Origin of the sequence: Spirosoma validum (assembly GCF_014699035.1) — a bacterium.
Lineage (GTDB): Bacteria > Bacteroidota > Bacteroidia > Cytophagales > Spirosomataceae > Spirosoma > Spirosoma validum.
This window is the reverse complement of record NZ_JACXAA010000002.1, coordinates 333,070-352,946: the sequence shown is the minus strand read 5'-3', so window position 1 is coordinate 352,946 and position 19,877 is coordinate 333,070. Positions and strand designations below refer to the sequence as shown.

The following is a 19,877-nucleotide window of genomic DNA, read 5'->3' as shown; positions in this document are numbered from 1 at the left end:
AAACAGATGCTTACTGCCTGCCGTTAGGTCATAAATAGCCGCGGGGTCAATGTAACATTTTATCTGTTGACCTTAAGTGAAGTATAGTGAGCTCAGAGTCTATATCGGACTAAAATCGATTCGGGTTAAATTGGATTTAGTTAACCCCGGTTAGGTTAAGGTCGAGCATGGGATAAGATTGAAAAATACAGGCGGAGATATTAGATTGTGACCACACGGTGGGTTTGTAGCAGACCAAAATTCACTAAGCTATACAGCAAATTCAGCGTGGTGACATTATCGTCGTGACTCAACGCTGAAATCATAACCATCATAAGTAGACCAAAGGGTTCTGTCGGAAAATCAATTATATTCAGATACTTTAAAAACGGACTCGTTAAGTACCACCTTATGCGCGCCTATTCATGTGACGGCTCCTTATCATGGATGAAGAGTATGTTCAATCATTTCTACGGCAATATTCGATGAGTTAAAGCCATTACAGCCACTTCGGCCATAGCCGCCATGGTTATAATGGCTTTAACTCCAACTGACCTGATCAAGTACAATCGTCTCCCTGGCATTACTTTGCCAACAGATTTTAATACGTTTGACAATACATAAAATATGTCAGGTTTAGAGAACCCTGAATCTGGCAATAAAGTCAATTTCAACTATAAAAAATGCGTTTGTCTGACCGTTTTATGTTACTATCAATGTTCAAAAACAATTAAATAAATAAGTGTAGCCTACTAACGACCCATCCATCCACCGTCGACCGTTAAAATGGTTCCATGAACGTAACGAGCTGCATCGGACGCCAAGAATACAATGGGGCCTTTGAAATCATCTGGCTCCCCCCAACGCCCTGCCGGAATACGGTTTAGAATGGATTGGCTGCGCACTTGGTCGTTGCGTAAAGCATCGGTGTTATCGGTCGAGATATAACCTGGTGCAATGGCATTAACATTGACACCCTGGCCAGACCACTCGTTGGCAAAGGCTTTTACCAAGCTGCCAATCGCTCCTTTGCTGGCTGCGTAGCTGGGCACGTTGTTACCACCCTGGAACGTTAACAGCGAAGCCGTAAAGACGATTTTTCCACTTCTGCGGGCCACCATCTCCTTACCAATTTCACGGGTCAGCAGGAACTGAGCGGTCTGATTGATGGCAATCACTTCGTCCCAATAGACATCGGAGTGCACTACAGCTGGCTGGCGCTGAATCGTTCCAGCGTTGTTCACAAGAATATCGATAACCGGATGATCTTGCTTAACCTGATTTATAAAGGCATACAGCGAGTCTCGTTTCCCAAAATCGGCCTGGTAAGCAAAGAATTGCCGACCCATCGCTTCGACGGCTTTAGCCACTTCGCTGCCTTCCAGCTCCAGATTGGCCGATACGCCAATAATATCGGCACCCGCTTCTGCTAAAGCCTCAGCCATGGCCCTACCAATGCCGCGTTTACAACCTGTAACCAGCGCTCGCTTACCAACCAGTGAAAACGTACTTAATACCGAACTCATATGCCAAAAAGAATTTTCAAGCGTTTAGTCTGTATCTGGTAGGAGAATGAGCTTAAGGATTAATTTTCACAACTGGCGGATGTTTCAGTTGGCTGGCGTACTGTCGTAAGTAGGCAAACCAGCTATCACTGGAAGTAATTAATCCGGCTTTGTCCCAGGCTCCCCCTGCGTAGTACGTCAGTGTTTCTCCTGATTTGGCGCTCACTTTAGCCAGACCGTGCTCATATTTTCGAAGCATCGTAACATACTGCCTAGGAAAAACACAGCCTATACCAATAGTACCATCTTCACCATGTCTAGGCTCCCAGTACCCGAGAATAGCTTCTTTCTCATCCATCAGTAGTGGACTTTCCTGCTGCCGCAGGGTAATCCCAACCACCACAGGTAATTCTCCTGAGGACGTATGCGTAAAGCTGACCTGTATTTTACTTAACTGGGAACCTGCATCCAGCGATACGGTCCTGGTTTCATTTACTGTAATGCCTTTGAATGTATAAGGATCGAATTTGACGCGAAACGTAGAGCGGAGTGGACCGTTGTCCAAAATTTCCCAGGAGCGGTAGTTATGAATAAACTGGATGGAGTCGTTCAGAAAAACGCCAATATCACCTGCACCCAGCGTCAGCCCAACATGGTAGTAATCCAATCCTTCGCCGTGATCCTTATGGTAATCATTCTGTTTATACCACTTGTCCAGAATCATCGTGGGTGTGCGTTTTGCCCAGATATCTGATCCATAGGCATTATCCGAGCGACCGTTCAGAGACGCCCCGTAGATCCGAAACGCCACCCTGTCATTTTCCCAGGCAAAGTCGTCGTATCGTTCTGGCACATAACGGCAATAGGTTTTAGAGGCTATCTGTGCGGAATGGCCTCGACGTAACATTACACGAACCGATTGTTTTGGCCCCAATGATACCTGAACCAACAGATTTTGAATGTCTTTCTGACCTTTGTGTTCAAACTGATAAGCTACCTCTTTTCCGCTGGTAGCCAGTAACACTTGTAGCTGAGCCGTGTCGACCTGTGGGTAAACCTTTAAAACTGTTGCCCAGGGAATTTCGACTACGGATTGGATAAGAGAAGTAGTGTTGGGGTTGGTAATGGCAATTGTGGCCGGTTGAGCTGTTAAGTGCCCGCTCAGCCCTGTCCACAAAAGCAGAATTAATAAAAATCGCATATCTTCCTCGATTAACTTCAACTCAGTGGTTTTAATACCATTTCCTGATCGTCCGTTGGATGACGTTGTATAACTTCGAATAGGGCCTACCAGTAAGGTCTCCAACAGTGTCAGAGACCTTTACTAAACCAACCTATGATAGGAGAAGGCCATTTGTCAGTTCCTGAAGCTGGCTTTTAACGAGGCTTGTACGCTTTTCCCCGCTTTTACTTTCTTCAATCGCAGTAAAGCTTCGATGTAGTAATAGTCAGCATAATTGATCGATGCGTCAATTTCACTATTGTTGGGTTTGTGTCCCGTGCTGTGCAGCAGAAACGCGCTATTCACGTTGCGGCTCTGGTATCGATCAGAGGATAGGGTTTCCAACATTTGTTCGGCTTTTGTGCGATACAGACTGGCTTTTGTTTTATCCTTCAACAGCGTTGAAAGCTCCAGCAAGGCCGAAGCCGTAACGGCTGCCGCTGACGCATCTCTTGGCGCGTTTGGTATATCTGGTGCACTGAAATCCCAGTACGGGATTAGATCCTTAGGTAAACGCTCCAGATAGACATCGGATACCTTCTGAGCAAAGTCCAGAAACTTCGGGTCTTTGGTTTCCCGGTAGGTCATGGTATAGCCATAAATGGCCCAGCTTTGACCCCTTGCCCACATCGAATTATCAGCATAACCCTGGTGCGTAACACCCTTGATCTTTTTACCGGTTTCACGATCGTAAACGACTACATGGTATGACGTATAATCGGGTCGAAAATGATTTTTCATGGTTGTGGTTGCGTGCGAAACGGCGATATCGTAGAGCCGCTTACTCCCACCGTTTTTGGAAGCCCAGAACAGCAGTTCAAGGTTGATCATATTGTCCATGATTGTGTTGTGCTGTGGCCATTCCATATTGGGCACGGACCGTGGCCATGACAGAATCGTACCTACTTTTGGATTGAACAGTGTCGCCAGCGTATCCGCAGTAGCCAGCAGAATCTTTTTGTATTCAAGATTACCGGTCAGTCGTAGTCCATTTCCAAAGCTGCAATACATCTGAAAACCCAGATCATGATCGATTGCTTTCTGGTAGGCTAACGGCGTCAACTCCCGTGTAAAGGTGTCGGCTTTGGCTTTCCACTTAGGGTCTTTGGTATGCTCATATATGTACCACAACGTACCTGGCCAGAAGCCGCTTGTCCAGTCCTTGTAACCGACGTAATTCCAGGTGGCTTTATTTTTCAGAATATTACGTGGCAGATTGGGCTGTGCGGTGGGGATGGAAGCAGCTGTTTTAGCTGCCTGCCGGACGCAGTAACCAATTTGTGCATCAATATCCAGAGACGCCTTCGGCACAAACGCCAGCAGCAAAATTGCCAGAAAATAAATTCGCGTGGTTTGCATAAGCGGGTTAGTTAGTAGCTGGTGTCAGCCAAACGGCCTGCCCACCTCGGGGTAAAAGAGTCATATCTAAGGTTTGTCCGGCTTTCAAAGTTTTCGTCGTCACACGGACCTGTGTTTTTGTTTGCACAGTCGGATCGTCGGTATAAATGTGGGCGGTATAGCTTTTGCCTTTTGGCAGAAAATCCAATGAAAGCTTCAACGCACGTCCATCATTATTGGTGATAGTGCCCACGAACCAATCAGTTCCACTACGGCGAGCAATAGTGACGTATTCACCAATAGCATCGTGAATTACTTTAGTATCGTCCCAGACGGTGGGCACTTTGGCAAAAAACTCGATTTCAGGTTCTCCCCCATAAAACGCAGGCTTGTCATACCAGAACACCGATTGCAATGGACTGTAGGAAATCACGTTCATCGCCAGTTGATGGGCATGGGTATTTTTCAGCCGCTTATCGTAATAACAGATCGTATAGTCACCGGCTCCGGCCACATAGCGCGTAAACGGAAGAATGGTATTGTGCGTCGCATCAGGGAATTCTTCGTTACCCCGAATACCCTCCTGCGTCATGACGTTCGGATACGTGCGACTGGTACCGGTTGGACGATACTCATCGTGGATATTGACCATCAGATTATTTTCCAGTGCTTTTCGTTTGGCTTCGGTCAGCCAGGTCATCCAGCGGTGGGAACCCACTTCTACAAATCCAAACTTTACCCCCTTAACCCCCCATTTTTTATACAGCGGAAAAATTTCGTCCATCTGTTTATACAATGCCTGAAGATTGACGTAGAGAATAACGCCCACATTTTTTGATTTTCCGTAGGCAATAACTTTAGGCATGTCAATTGGTGCCACAACCTGCCTTGCATCGGAGTTGAACGTAAAGGCGGGACCGTACCATTTCCAATCGAATAGGATATATTGCAGATTGTGAGCCGCGGCAAAATCGATACACGACACGGCTCCTTCGGTCGTTAGCGTCACTTCCCGCATCATCTTCCCTGGCTTAATCCAATCGGTATTAACTGTGGTTGTCGGTGGATTCAGATTCAACAAAATATCATTGTTTTCAAGCAGCTTACCCGGTCGTTCAGCTACCATCACTACGCGCCAGGGTGTACCCACATCCGACATTAGATCAGCACTCTCGTACATCGACGTAACCACCGTGTTGGGCTTACTGGTCGAAAGCTTAAACTTCGTCATAGCGTAATCGGTCAACTGTGCTTCGGCAAGAGCGGCATATAAGCCATTAGGCAATGAAAGCGTCAAGGGACGTTCAGCCGTTTCGGGCCAGTTGGTGAGGGGTAGCGCCTGGTATGCCCCCTGCGCCCAGGCGGTGTACCAGGCCCTGGTATCAGCAGGCAATGTGAACTCACTGTTTTCGGCCATCACGCGGTAATACAGACCGTTCGGATGTTCGGGAAAAAAGTACCGAAAAGCGATCCCGGAATTGTAGGCTCTGAAAATGACATGGAGACCATAATCAGGACTATTTTCTTTTTGAAGCTGGATCACGAGTTGATTGTACTGATCCCGAATCTGACTTCGTTCGCCGTAAACAGGATTCCAAGTAGTGTCTTCGGAGGTCTTGACGACATTTTTAATAACCAGATTATCACACCAGTTCACTCCCAGCGTTCCGGGTGGCGTCGTTACTTTATGCGCCATTGAGTGCTCGAAAACATGGTTATCGATCTGAATTCCCAGCGCTGATTCAAGGATAACTGGCCTTCCCTGATAATTGACCTTATAAGTCATTGGCCGTTTTTCCGACGTGCTATTCTTCTGCGAAAAAATAATTTCCAGCTTTCCATCGGGCGATTGCAGGCGGTGTTCTGTGGTTTGACCAAAGGAAATCTGGCTAAGCAAAACCCAGAAGAGTAGCGAATAAAAACGTATCATGCGTATCCGTCAGTAAGGACGTAATTATCTGGTTTCATCGATCTCAATTCGCAACATCTTATCTGGATCGTATTGCGGAGAAACCGTTTTATTATTGACCGTTAGTTTGTTGACCTTTTCAAATCCCAGTGATGCCTCAATCAACGGCTGTCCCTTTAGCTGTACATCGAGTTGATTACCTCTTTTTGCCGCGTACATAAACACTTTGGAGAGCGAGCTTAGCAATGGTTTATCATTCCGGCGCAGATAACTCCCATTGCTGATGAAAACTGAGGAGAGTTGGGCCGCATCTTGGCGGTCAACTCCTTCTGGAAAAGATACTGTCGAAATGTAGGCGTCCGTTTCCCAGCCATTCATTATAGCATTGGCATTACGGTGCATTAATCGGCCATCAGCCAGCAGGTTGATATACACTTCGGTGACTTGCCCGTTTTGCGTGATACGTACTCCGATGTAATTGGTGCCTTCAAACTTTTCGATAACGGGCAGATTACTTCGCCCGGCGGCTCCACTGGCTCCCGATGAGCCTGTCGCGGTTTGGATCGGTTTATTAGTTCCGTCCAGCAACAGAATGGCATTGACAAACTTGGTTCGATCGGTTTTCTCCGGAGGGGACAGCACGTAATACGGAATCTGTACGTTCGTGGTTCGATCTTTCAGACCGTACTCTGTACGAAACTTCATCTTTTCAGGCAGATCGTGTGGATAGCCCAGCGGGAGCATTTCGGGATATAGGGGTCGAAACAGGATAGCTGCGCTGTCTCTGGTAATCTCAAAATCAGGGCCACGTTTGACAGCTTTATCGGCGTAGTGCAGTAGATAATCGAACTTGCCGATGTCGTAGGCCTTTACATCGTCAATAACCAGAATGACATTGCCGATCCATAGGAAATTGCGGTAGTTACGCAGGAAGTTACGGGACGTTGGACCGGTCGCATCAGCCAGCACGTATTTCAGGTTTCCCCCATCGATCAGGCTATACAGATGACCGGAATTTTTGACAGCATTGTACTGGTCGCGCGGGTCCTGCGCTTCGCCATTGAATGTAAGTACATTGTGAGCCCGGCTTGTCACGAAATAACTGCTGTATTCGGGATTACCATAGCCTACATCCCCACCGTCGATCAGCAGGTATTCGCCTTTGTGATAGAGCACAAACGAACCGGCATCTGCGTGGGCATGATTCCAGGTAAAGCCACATTTCACACCCAGCAACGTAGCGTCGGGTTGCCACGATGAACGTAGCATTCCCCATCCCATCGACTCATATAGCGCCGACGTAGGTAAGGAAGGCGTCGCAGGAGCAAGCTTGTTTTCTGGATGATACAGAAGCCCCATTGGCGTGCTGACGCCTAAGTCTTCCCGGAATTGATTGCGGTACGTATGTTGTAAATACCAGTAATAATCATCTTTCCCCAATCCTAATGCAATCAGCAGTTTGGCCGGACGATCACCGTTAGCCAGGTCATTGCTGTCACCAAAATTTAGGGACATCAAGGGTTTGTTGGCAGCTCGGGGATACGATACGTTGATAAACCAATCGACAGTTTTTTGCAACAGCGCATCATAGGGAGTTTTGATGGCCCCTAATGCATTGGTATACGCCAGCCGAAACAGCAAGTATTCCGATACGCCGTAATTGGCATAGCTCACACTTTCATAAAAGCCTCCGGCAGAATCAAAATTAGAAGGCTTGTTTTCCAGCACGCTGCCAGCAAAAGCAAACCATTGTCGACTGTCCTGCATAATGCTGGTTGCCCATTGTCTGGACTGTGGAATTTCATTCATCACAGCCAATGAGGCAACGCCTGCTTCAAAGACGATGGCGGCCCACCAGTTATGCCCCATGTTGTTGAGCGACTGAATCCGCTTATCTTTCGATACCCAATCGGCAATAGACGGCTCAATACCAAGCTTTACGATCTTACTCGCAATTTCCTTACGCTCGTTGTTGGTGAGTGTATTGTAGATGGCATCGAACGTCACGGAAGCTATCCAATTGTTATGACTGGTAGCCAGCCCTGCGTTCCAACGCGGAGTACGGTCATCCATACCGTCCCAGAACGCACGGTCCACTAATTCCTTAAGCGAAGTCTTTGCCCGTTCGGCATAGCGTTTGTCACCCGTCATGGTGTAGGCTAATGCCAGTTGCTCCATATTCCCACCTTTAGTCTCCGTCAGCCACTTATCGCACCGTTGCCGAATGGCATTCCAACGATTAGCCAGCAACGTGTCGGTCTTGATGCGCTCTTTCAGCCGCTCAGTTCGCTGCGGGGTATATAACAGATACGGGTGTGCTTTTTGAGCCTGTACGACAAAGTCTGTGTAAAGCAGGAAGAACAGGATCAGGGTAAACTTTCTCATAATTCTAGAAAAAATGACTGTTCGACGGGGGTAGCCGACTGCACTTTCTGCCCTACGCTAGTGCCGTATTGCCACGCGACAATTGTTACTTTCATAGGCATCTTACTACGGGGGGGAATGGGTGTAAAAACGATTCGATTTTCATCAATCATTGCAGGTCCTTCTTTTACATAATAATGCACCGGCAACTGAACGTCCGAGACGGCATTCAATGATAACCTTTTCATACCAACTTTCTGATTCTCTATAGCAGGGAATGTAATATTCTGTGGGATGCCTTCCTTATTGCTGATAGGGAAACGCATATCAGCCTGCTGCACAATGCTTTTATAGGTTTGATCGCCTTCATTAGACGCTAGTAGCCAGATATCATTCGAGCGTTTAGGGTTAGTAAAGCCAATCCGGTAGAAGCTAAGCTGAAAGGTGGTATCATTCACTTTGCGTATGGGGCCACAGATGCGGTCGATGGAGATTGACGTACGAGCGTGTTCCGTCGTCGGATATATACGAGAAGTGTCGGTAAACGTACTTTTCAGACGGAACGTAATGCCGTCAGTATCGGGTCGAAACTGTAATTGGTAGTTGGCGTGTGCCTTCGTCGGTTTCAGCAACTGACCGTTCTGGCTAAATCCCAGATGTTGCGCTTTCTTACCTCGGGACTTGCAGTAAATGGCTTCAGTAGCTTCGGCCATTTCTTTATCGAAACACCAGGTGGCCATTCGCTTGTCACCAGTATAAGCGGCATACTGTGCCGGTTTTGCCGTGGGTAAACTATCTTTCCGCCAGCGATCCATCAGCCACCCTTTTTGCGGATCAACCGGTTTTAGAACGACGGTATCCTGTTGCCCTGATGTTTCGGGTAATCGGTATTTGGCGGCTTTTTCAAGATATAGTGCCAGAAACCGGACCATAGCATCAGAACTATCGAAGTGGCCCCGACCTGCATCGGCCAACAGACTGAATGGTGTTTTGGGATGCTTAGCTACATACGCAAAAGCCGGGCTCAGTCTATCTTCCCACCACTCGTATTCACCCATAATCATTAACCCCGGTACGCTATCAATAGTACGTCCAGCCCAGTCTGGATTAGGTCGTCCGCTGCCGGTTAGACTGGTTAGTGGAGCATCACCATGTACGGATAGAATAGCCAGGGTTCGGCCAGGACTCCACGCAGCAAAATTCCATGGATAACTGGCTAAGGCTGAATGCCCAATTGGCACGATGGGGGCAATTTTCAGTTCAGTATAACCCGATACGTCTGCCAGCCGGGCTATCATATCGGTGAACGCGACACCGGCCCCTTTCGAGGAACGGGTTGGATTCCAATCGAAAGTTTGGTTAAACATGGGCGTTACCCAGACGATGGCAAAGCCCAGCTTAGTCATGGTTTTCCGAAAATCGGGATGTTCAAAAATCCCTTCTTCGAGCATGTTGTGCTGACCAACCACAATTGCCCGCACATATTTACAGTTGTCAGGAATCCATAAAAAAGCCTGCGGATGATTGTTTGTCTCTGGTGAGATTACGGATTCAACCGGTACTGACCATTGCCAGACCTGCCCCAAAACCGGATTCAGCAAGCCTAGCGATAATCCTAGGTAGCCGACTATTATGTTTCTGACACTCATATTCCACTACGTGCTGTGCGTTTCGTAAATGCTCCAGAAGAATCCATTCAACATAACCGCTTACTAGCGGGCGTTCTATCAGGAAATAGACACGTAACGCGAACGCATACCCTTACAATAGATCAGGATATGACCAGCCATATCAGTTTTTTTCTTCAATGATGATCGCCTGACCACCTTTTGCCTTAACACTGACCGGAAGTGCATCAGCCTGCTTTATGTCAATGACCCGTTTCTGAATACTACCAGTAGCGTCGTCTTCGTAAATGGTAGCCTGATATTGCTTTCCGGCTACCAGAAATTGAAGCGGTAGTGAGCCACTCCAATCCGTTAAACCTGCCACCGTGCCGATGTACCACGTTTTACCCTTCCGCCGGGCAACGCTGATATACTTACCGATTTCACCAGCCAGATAATGTGTTTCGTTCCATACGGTGGGAACCCGTTTGAAGAACTCGATCTCCCCTTCGTCACTGTAGTCTGTCGGATTACCGTACCAGAAGATGGCTTGCAGCGGACTGAAATACACAACCGAGAGCGCCAACTGCTGCCCTTTGCTCACCTGCAACTTAGTCTTGTACAAATTGTCGGTAAAGTAACGATTGGCGTTGGGGTAACAAAAGGTATAATCAGCAGCCCCAGCCAGGAATCGGGTAAACGGCAAAACGGTATTATGAAATGCATCCGGATTGTTCTCATTCCCCCGAATTCCTTCCTGGGTAAGCAGATTAGGAAATGTTCGACTTAGGCCCGTTGGTTTATAATTATCGTGAATATCAAGTACAAAACCGTAGTCGTATACTTTTTTAACTGCTCCAGCCAGCCACGTAATCCCTTCCTGGGTCAGCCCATCTACGAAGCCAAATTTCAGTCCGGCTACACCCCATTTTTTATAGAGAGGCAAAATCTCGTCTAGTCTGGCCCGTAACGCAACCCGGTTTACGTATAAAATCACACCAATTCCCTTTTCCTGTCCGTATTGGATCACTTTCGGCATATCAATGGCCGTAATAACTTGGGTAGGATCAGATGTGGTTCGAAACTCAGCCCCGTACCAGCCTGCATCGAACATAATGTATTGAAGGTCATGCTTGGCAGCAAAGTCAATACAGTTGAGGCCACCTTGCGTGGTTAGTGATGAGCGGATCAGTTTACCTGGTTTAATCCAGCTTGGAATAGATTGCGCCATTGGCGTGCAGAGCCGCAGGGGAAGGTCGCTAAACTGATGCAACCCTATTGGCGATGTAGCCACACTAATGGTACGCCAGGGCGTTTGAAAATCAGCAGTCGTTTTAACCGAATCCTTGTGAAAAGCAACCGCCAGCGAATTAGGCTCCGTTCCTTTTGTCAACACGGCCTTCGTATAACGCTGATTATCGGCCTCACCAATCGACAGAAAGAAACGACCATTGGTCAGCGTCGCCGGAAAATCACAGGTCTTTTGCAGATCAGTAAGGGCGGTCGGGGTAAAAACAGACTCTTCGTTGTATTGGTAGATTGTGTAATTACCCGTCGGTGCGAAGGTGGTATGTTCCTGTCGGATCAATCCAGTTTCCAGACCTTTCTGGTTTAGCAATACGTATCGAAATGCCACACTCCCATCAAATACGCGGGCTATGACCTGAAAGGCTGTGGTTCCAGACTGACAATCAAGTATTAACTCATTGTAATTGTTCAGAATGATATCGTTTTCGCCCAGTGGCCACGCAAACTGTTCCTTGTGTGAGTGAGGACTCTGCTTTTTAATTACTGCATTCTGCCCTACGTGCACTCCGTTTAATTCAAAACCTAATGCAGACCAGTTTAGCACTGGCTCATCAGCTTGCCACATCCGATACATCAGTGTTTTTTGATCGCTAACGGATATGGCTATACGTGTCTTTGTGTCGGGCGATATTGCCTGATAAATTTTAAGTTTTGGCGCTGCTTTGACTGACCCAACGGATAGTAACAGAAACATCAAAATCTGATAATGTGCCAGTCTGATTAACATAAGGATTATCCCTACCACTGCTTAGTTCAAATTCCAATAAACCACGTAGCGCTGCTGATGGACTTTATAATAAGGCTCCAGTTTTATAGACTTGCCTGCGGATACGGTTTCAAAGGCTAAAGGATTTCCAGAGACCGGCTTTACCCAATCCGTAACCGGTTTTCCTTGTATGTTGAGTATATGGGGAATGTTGTCGGGAATAGAATAGTCATAGCCATAATATTGATACGGATCGACTGGATCATGAAACGGGGCTGTTCCTTTCATGTTGCTCTTTCCTACTTCTCCCGCCAGCACAATAGGCCCATAAGCAATAGCCGCAACATTCGGATTATCGTTGGTGGGTATCAGCCGAAGCGTCATCGGATACGTCAACTCAATCAGATCGCCGTTATTCCAGCTTCGTTCGACGGTAATATAACTGCCTGGCTGCTGTTTCACCGATACGGCTTTGCCATTGACTTTCAACGTAACGCCCGTTTTTGCCCAAGCCGGATAACGCAGATATAGCTGCATCTTCACCGAATTGGTGGTCTGAATGGTCAGGCGAGTGGTTGTTTCTTCAGGATAATTTGTATCCTGAATAAGCGTAACACCTTTTTCCCGCCATGTCAATTGTGAAGGGATGAACAGGTTGACGAAAATCCCCTTATCATCGTGATAATAGATAGCTTCACCGTATTTGGACTGGCTCTCAAAACCAGACCCGACGCAGCACCAGAACGATTGATCGGGCGTACTGTAGAGCCGATACGCACCAGCTTTCATAGGCGTGAAGTAACACACCATGCCCGACTCAGGGTCCTGCTGACCCAGAATGTGATTGTACAACGCCTGCTCATAATACTCCGCGTACTTTTCCTCGGCTGACCAGGTAAATAAATGCCGGGTTAATTTGAGCATATTATACGTATTGCAGGTCTCACTAGTGTTGCCCGTCAAGTGTTCCGAGATTTTGTCCGGTTCAAAGAAATGCTCTTTATCGCTGTTACCTCCGTGGGCGTAGGTATGGTGCTGAACAACCGTATTCCAGAAAAACGTAGCGGCTGTTTTGGCTTTCTCGTTGCCCGTAAGTTCGTAATCCCGTGCTTCACCAACCAGCTTGGGGATGAATGTATTCGCATGGGCTTTGTTGAGATTATCCTTGCCTGCTTCCAGCGGTTCGAGCGCAGCTTTGTGGTAAAAAAGTTGAGCGAGTTTCAGATGTTCAGGATTATTTGTTACAGCATATAGGTTGAAAAAAGCATCGTTCATCCCGCCAAATTCATTCCGTAACATCTTCTGGAGTTGCTCCTGCGATAAAGGCGCAAGCTTTTTAGATGCCCACTGTGCCATTTTAGTCTCAATGTCGAGCGCCTGTTGATTACCTGCGTAAGTATATTGGTCTGTTAGCCCAGCAAATAATTTGTGCAGCGTGTACCAGGGGGCCCAAACGGAGCTAGCAGCAATATTCCGATCAATATACTGTTGTGGATAAGCACTCAAATAGCCATCCTGATTCAAAACCCGCTGCACCTCGCCCAGCGCCGTTACCAGACTATCACCTTTTTTACGGAAGACTTCGTTGCCGGTAGATGCGTATTGTAATGCCAGTCCTGACAACATATGCCCAATGCTGTGGCCCCGTAGTTCCATATCCAATCCTTCCCAACCGCCAAGTGGCTTGGGCATTTTAGTCAGACTTCCGGTTTTTGGGGTATTCATGCCTGCATTCACCCGAAAGCTATGAACCATCCGCTCAACCGGCAGCGATAATAGCCATTTACCCTCGCGCTCCAGGTTTTCTTTGAATAGGCCTTTAGTCAGGCGAATATCCTGTAGATTGAAGCTATACGCTTTAATCGGCACTTTGACCGACACACTCATTTTATCGGACGCCTGACCAGGATATTGAGCTTGGGCCAGAAAGGATTGGCTGACAAGGCTAGAAGCTATAAGTCCTAGCCACCAACAGACTTTTCGTGATCTACCAAATTGAGTCATAACGATTTATTGGGCGTACTTATGCAGGTGTAGCTTCTGCTATGAAATAGTGCATCATCTAACACTCATACTCTTTTTCACCTATAAATTGCTTGCCTGTTTTTCAGGTAACAGGTAAGGTAGAGGGAGCAACTAAGCCCCTCACTGTTTGCATAATTATCTTGTCCTGGCGGCTATTTGACCACGACAAAACAGTGCTACCCTCTGCACAGTGGAATCGTTACTGATCTGACTCTGCTACGAACTATGGCAAAGCGCGATTAGGGGAAATACTCCAGTTTATCGGAATCGATGTTGTTAACTGATTTCACCTCACCACCACTAGCAGCCTGGATAACTGCACTAAGGCTTATCACTCCTGTAGTACTTCCCGGTGTCAGGGCTCCTTTTAGACCCATTGACAGTTTTTCCCCTCCGGCAATCGCCTGAGTCGTTGTCAGTATATAATAATTGGGCTGCGAGTCGTCGAATGTCCATGCACTGTTCTGTACAGATCGGCTTCCAAACGAAGTCGTTTGATTGTCAAAAGTCAATTTCAGTTTGGCATCTTTCGTGATTCTGACGGTGATAGTGTCATTTGTCGGTATCGAATTCAATTCAACGACATCGACCACCACGCTAAAATTGCCTGCTCCATACGATATTGTTGGCGACGTGTACATAATTGGTGTTACGTCGGAAGTCAGTGGTACAATCGTTAAGGTTTGACTTACCGGACTGGCAGCGCTATAAGCTATATTACCGTCCTGTGACGCCGTTATGATCGTGGAGCCTTCTCCAGCAATATGGATTTTGCCATTCACAATCGTGGCAACCGCCGTATTTGAACTGCTATAACTGATCACCAAACCTGAACTAGTCGTTGCGCCTGGATCAAAATCCACATCGCCCACTTGTTTTGTAGGTAAGACATTAAACGTAATCGCTTGAGACTGTTTCGGCACGATCAGCACAACATCGTTTCCAGTTCCGCCAAGGTATGTGATCTGAAAGCGGTTGGTGCCCACCGCAATAGTACTCCCTTCGGGCATACCATTGAACGTTCCGGCAACGGGTGTATCGGAGGTATTGTCAATAACTGTATAGCTGGTTCCAACCGACAAGCCAGACGCATTACCTAAATCGGTGATCACCAAATTTGCTCCATTGACCATTACGCCGTTAGCAATGAGTTTGTCAGCCTTGTTGTCGCTGGTGTTCAATTCGACTTGATATGTTGCCCCACCAGTCAGGCTTAACACTGCCGAAGTAGTAAACGTACCGACTGAATTGCCGGGTGCTACAAAGCCTCCGTTGCCAATTGAAATAGAAGCGCTTGATTGACCTGTACCAGACAGTGTCCCGCCAGTAACGTTGATTGGGCTGGCCAGAGACCCATTAACGGCTAATGTTCCGCTGTTTACTAGTGTTACTCCCAGGTACTCGTTTTCGCCATTTAGTACCAGTTTACCATCATTTACTGTCACTGACGAGTAAAAAGGTGTACCGCTAATGATCGTCGTACCGTTTTTGATCTGCCCCGTCATAGTCTGCGTACCCGTGCCGACCTTTTCAAGATTAACACGCCCTTTATCGACCGCGTCGGCAGTTGGGCCGGAACCAATCGTCCCCTCAAATGTCCCATTCTGATTGTCAGCACCTACTGCTAAGGTAGAGGCTCCGTTCGTCAGGGTGTTTCGAGAGATAATGTAAGCGTCGGACGTACCGTCAAGGGCACCGATGGTCTGCTTGTTGGCGTACAGATTCGCGCCATTATAAACCAGGACGGCCGTTGCGTCAGTCCCCATCATCAATCGCGTAGGGGGCAGCAGCACGTTGTTCGCATCAGTAAGACTGTTCGTCGTATTGTGGAGTTCAATCGTACCCTGTGCCAGATTGATGCCACCTTGCAAACCACTCCAGTCCATAGCGGCCTGTATGCGTAGCCCTGCGTATGAACTACTGCTACCATAGATGGGCGTTGTGATTTTGAGACCCTGCGTACCGGCAATTTTTAATGGAACGCGCGAATTGTTATTGGAGTTGCCTAGAAACAGCTTCCGGGCTCCTGTATTAATCATGTTAATGGTAGGCGTACCCGACAGTGTCTGAAACGTTAGTGTACCCCCATTTGATCCGCTGGCCAGCGTCAGTTCCGATGTACCGTTGGCGGCATACGTTAAGGTTCCAATCGTAATGTTACCATCTAATGTTACTCCGCCAATATTGGAAAAGTTGGTTGAGCCAAAGGTAGCGTTAGATTGAACCCCACCTGGCACTACCGAATTACTCCAGTTAGTTGCCGTCGACCATTTCAGAAACCGGTTACCAGTTCCGTTTGTAATTGATGTAGTAGCGGCTACAGCCGTGCCACCTGGTCGTTGCGAAAGCTGAATCATTGAGCCATTAACTGCCACAACAGAATAGTTGGTGTTGGCAATAAAACCACCCGGAACAGTGCCCGTTAATCGCACCAGATTACCCACCTCGAATGTCTGACCCGGCCAGGTTAAATTGACATTACCAGCGGTTGACGAAATAGTTGTAGTGGTAATGCCTGCTGTGTTGGTCCAGGTGCCATCAGTAACCCCCGGAATTTGATTTACCGTAAGCGTCTGGTAGGCTATTGGTGCTATGTTGTATTGGTTATCGCCCATCTGCTGGGCAATGATCGTGGTTGTACCCGGTTTCGACACATGAATCGTACCGTCGGCATTGATGGACGCAATAACCGGGTTCGAGCTGGAATACACAACCGGCAGTCCTGAACTGGCCGTTGCACCCGGTGCAAAATCGGCAGCTCCAAACTCTTTGTTAGGCATTGCAGGGAAGGCGATTGTTTGATTGGCAGGCCTTACGGGTTCGTCAAGCGAAAAGGTCAACGTGCCATATCCTAACTGATCGTAACCGCCACTATTCGGTCCATAATTCCCCCCTCCTCCCTCGGGTCGTACAATCTGAGCGAAGCGGGTCATATAAGGGGCCGATAGCCCTTTACGGTTCACATAGTGATTATAGACCATCTCCCAAACCGGACGAAGATTACCACGCTGATCCTCCGATATAATTGGCTGCACAACGCCAATGCAGTTGCTATACGTGGTATAGGGCACCTCATAGCCCAAGTTATATTTAGCAATGTATTCAAAACCTTTCAGGAGCCGGTTATCATCGTATCCATACAGATCTTCACCCTGATTCCAGGCCATTTCGCAAAAGGAGCCCGCCAATGCCACCCCCAGCACTGTATGGCCCTGATCGCGACCACTTTCCTGCCACTGGCCTAAATCGCCAAACACATAGGGTACCGCGTTCTTCACAGAGCCCATCCCTGCCCCGTTCTTAAAATAGTCGACTGCTTCGTTGTAGATATCCCGACGGTCACAGAGTACGCCAATACTCAGCATAGAGGCCATGTTGCAAAGGTCCCAGTTTGCATAGTAGTTACTGATACAAGCCCCATTGTGATTGACTAGAAAATCATGGTTCATCGAATACCATACGGTCAGCATCCAGTTCTGAAACCGCGCAAAATCAGCGGGTGCCCAACCGCTGTAGGTACGCATAATCTCGGCAGCATTAGCCAGTTGATAGCCCTGAATACCCGCCAGAAGAAATTTATCAGATGTACCGTTGATGCTCGTCATAGTAGCTGACCAAGCATTCAGAATAGCAATTGATTTCTCGGCGTAGGCATCATCGTTTGAAATTTTCCATCGTAGAGCTGTCTGATAAGCTGAGGCTGCATCGCGGAAAATTGACGCATAATTCTCGGGGTTTGTGCCGTTAAAGCCCCGGTAGACGACTGTTGGAACCGGGTTGGTAAAGGATCGCGTCAGCGAGGAGTGCGAATTAGCTACCAGAATATCCCAACTGGCTTTCCAGGGTTGGGCATTGGCATCTACTCTACTTTTTATTCGATCGAAATCAGTTTGTTTATGGAGCAATCCTGGATGAACAAATGGCTGCGCCCGAAGCAACACGGTAGCGCTGAAGAACAGGATTATAAACAAAAGAAATCGGAGGCCTTTGGGACGGCTACTTTCCTGAGCATTAAATAGAATCGATCTCATACTGGTTTTAGAGAAACGTAGTAAAAACAAAAGGCAAAGGCGTAGCAAGGATTCCCTCCCTTGAGAGGGAATCCTAACCTAAAGAATGCACGTAGTGATGGGTTGACTACCAGCCGGAGTTCTGGGTGAGCTGTGGATTCAGTTGGATCTGCTGTGTAGGAATGGGAAGCAGGTAGTTTTTTTCCGACCACTGCCGACCACTTTCAAAAATCAAATTACCTTCGGCATCAAGCGGATACGGAGACGTACCGTTTACAACCCATCTTCGCTCGAAGGGAGTACCTTTCCAGCGGATACCCAACAGCGGTTGTGGCATTTCAACTTCGGCGGTTTTCCAGCGTTTGAGGTCATCAATCCGGAACCCTTCCAGAAATAATTCAACATTCCGTTCCCGGCGGATTTCAGTCCGTATATCCAGGCCATTCGCTGTGGCAAACGCATTGCTTAGTTTAGGCATGGTTTTATTTACCCGATTTCGAACCCGGTTCAGCGATTTGTCCAGGTCGGCATCACTGATGGAACCGTTCCGTTCATAGGTAGCTTCGGCATAAATCAAATAGACTTCGGCAAGCCGGATCACGGGCCAGTCGTAGCCTTCTTCATTGTCGTTCAAACGCCGTTCGGTACCCCACTTCTGATTCGCATAACCCGTAACGGTATTGACCGTGCTATTGAACCGCCCACGTCCGCTAGCCCGATCAGCGGCATCACTTAACCACGTTGACCGGGCACCGGGGTTTTCATTATCCCAGTAATAACTGCTGTCAATAGCCATGGTGTACCGCATCCGATTGTCCCGATTCTGGTATTCCGAACGGGTGGTGCCGTAACCTCTGAAGAGTGGCGATTTCTCGATGGGTAGGCCGTCCTGACTCAGAAATTGATTAGCAAACTTGCGGGTCAGGCTACTGCCAAACCAAGTATGCGTTACGTTCTGGCGAATTTGCCGTAGGGTGTAATCGTAGCGGTTAGACAGAATGTATTCACGGTTGGCCGACTTACCAATGCTTGCCGGGTTCGATTTTTCATTTTCCAGAATGAACAGGTACTTCAGCGCTGAATCGCCCAGAGCTACCGGTGCAAATAATTCATACTGCGCACTGGTGATAACCGTGTTGCTATTGGCAATTGCTTTATCGAGGAGCGGATTCGCCCGGGCGCTGTTGTTGCGATACTTTTGCCACGTACCCTCATACAAGCCTACACGCGCTAAAAAAGACTGAGCAGCTCCTTTGCTCACGCGACCTTTGTTTGCTGCCGTAATAGCGCTTTCCAGGGGTAGAGCAGCAATGGCTTCTTCCAGGTCTTTCACAATTAAATCGACCACTTCATCACGGCTGTTACGGGGAGTCTGCAATTCGGGCGAATCGACTGACAATGATTTGGTGACGATGGGTACACCGCCAAACTGCTGCAATAGATCGAAGTAAACATAGGCCCGGAAAAACTTAGCCTCGGCTACATATTGAGTAATATCAGCCTGACCCGGATACGTAGCAGCTTTTTCAAGAAGATAATTGATCGCTCGGAGCCGCGAATAACTATTGTTCCAGTTGACATCCGTGGCCAGTAATGAATAGCTACCATTGCTATAGGGCGTGCGTTGCCCGACAAAATCAGCGCGGATGTCAGAGTGCGGGCTACCGGCTACGCTGGCGGTTGGCGTTGGATCATAAAGCACCTGAGCAAAACTGGTCAGGTAGGTATAAAACTCATTTGCGGCCAGTTTGAACTGATCAGGTGTATTCCAGTAACTGGCATCTGAAATTTCGTTGATGGGTTTCAGGTCTACCAGCTTGTTGCAACTGAACTGGAGGAATACCAGGATTCCCGCAATCAGCGTGATGGGTTTTATTCGTGTATTTTTCATGTTGCTGCCGTGC

Annotated in this window: 10 protein-coding genes; all 10 read right to left on the bottom strand. The window is 47.7% G+C overall.

The window, feature by feature from the left end:
* Positions 1 to 731: 731 nt before the first annotated feature.
* Complete coding sequence (locus IC230_RS06320) at positions 732 to 1,505, bottom strand: SDR family oxidoreductase (RefSeq protein WP_191038132.1); 774 nt, start codon at positions 1,503 to 1,505, stop codon at positions 732 to 734.
* A gap of 52 nt (positions 1,506 to 1,557) precedes the next feature.
* Complete coding sequence (locus IC230_RS06315) at positions 1,558 to 2,685, bottom strand: DUF4861 family protein (protein WP_191038131.1); 1,128 nt, start codon at positions 2,683 to 2,685, stop codon at positions 1,558 to 1,560.
* A 156-nt stretch (positions 2,686 to 2,841) separates the two neighbouring features.
* On the bottom strand, positions 2,842 to 4,065 hold the full coding sequence (locus tag IC230_RS06310) for a glycoside hydrolase family 88 protein (RefSeq protein ID WP_191038130.1): 1,224 nt from the start codon (positions 4,063 to 4,065) through the stop codon (positions 2,842 to 2,844).
* Positions 4,066 to 4,072: 7 nt separating this feature from the next.
* On the bottom strand, positions 4,073 to 5,974 hold the full coding sequence (locus IC230_RS06305; protein WP_191038129.1) for a glycoside hydrolase family 97 protein: 1,902 nt from the start codon (positions 5,972 to 5,974) through the stop codon (positions 4,073 to 4,075).
* A 24-nt stretch (positions 5,975 to 5,998) separates the two neighbouring features.
* Positions 5,999 to 8,338, bottom strand: coding sequence for a heparinase II/III domain-containing protein (locus IC230_RS06300; RefSeq protein WP_191038128.1), 2,340 nt, complete (start codon positions 8,336 to 8,338; stop codon positions 5,999 to 6,001).
* Positions 8,335 to 9,966: a hypothetical protein gene (locus tag IC230_RS06295; protein ID WP_223860366.1), complete on the bottom strand. Its 1,632-nt coding sequence runs from the start codon at positions 9,964 to 9,966 to the stop codon at positions 8,335 to 8,337. Before IC230_RS06295 ends, IC230_RS06300 begins: the two co-directional genes overlap by 4 nt.
* 142 nt (positions 9,967 to 10,108) lie before the next feature.
* Positions 10,109 to 11,959, bottom strand: coding sequence for a glycoside hydrolase family 97 protein (locus IC230_RS06290; RefSeq protein ID WP_191038127.1), 1,851 nt, complete (start codon positions 11,957 to 11,959; stop codon positions 10,109 to 10,111).
* 21 nt (positions 11,960 to 11,980) lie between these two features.
* A complete protein-coding gene (locus IC230_RS06285; RefSeq protein WP_191038126.1) occupies positions 11,981 to 13,942 on the bottom strand; it encodes a glycoside hydrolase family 127 protein in 1,962 nt (653 codons plus the stop codon).
* 260 nt (positions 13,943 to 14,202) lie between these two features.
* Positions 14,203 to 17,994 (bottom strand): alginate lyase family protein, encoded by a 3,792-nt coding sequence (locus IC230_RS06280; protein ID WP_191038125.1) that lies wholly within the window; start codon positions 17,992 to 17,994, stop codon positions 14,203 to 14,205.
* A gap of 106 nt (positions 17,995 to 18,100) precedes the next feature.
* Positions 18,101 to 19,864, bottom strand: coding sequence for a RagB/SusD family nutrient uptake outer membrane protein (locus tag IC230_RS06275; protein WP_191038124.1), 1,764 nt, complete (start codon positions 19,862 to 19,864; stop codon positions 18,101 to 18,103).
* Positions 19,865 to 19,877: the final 13 nt, after the last annotated feature.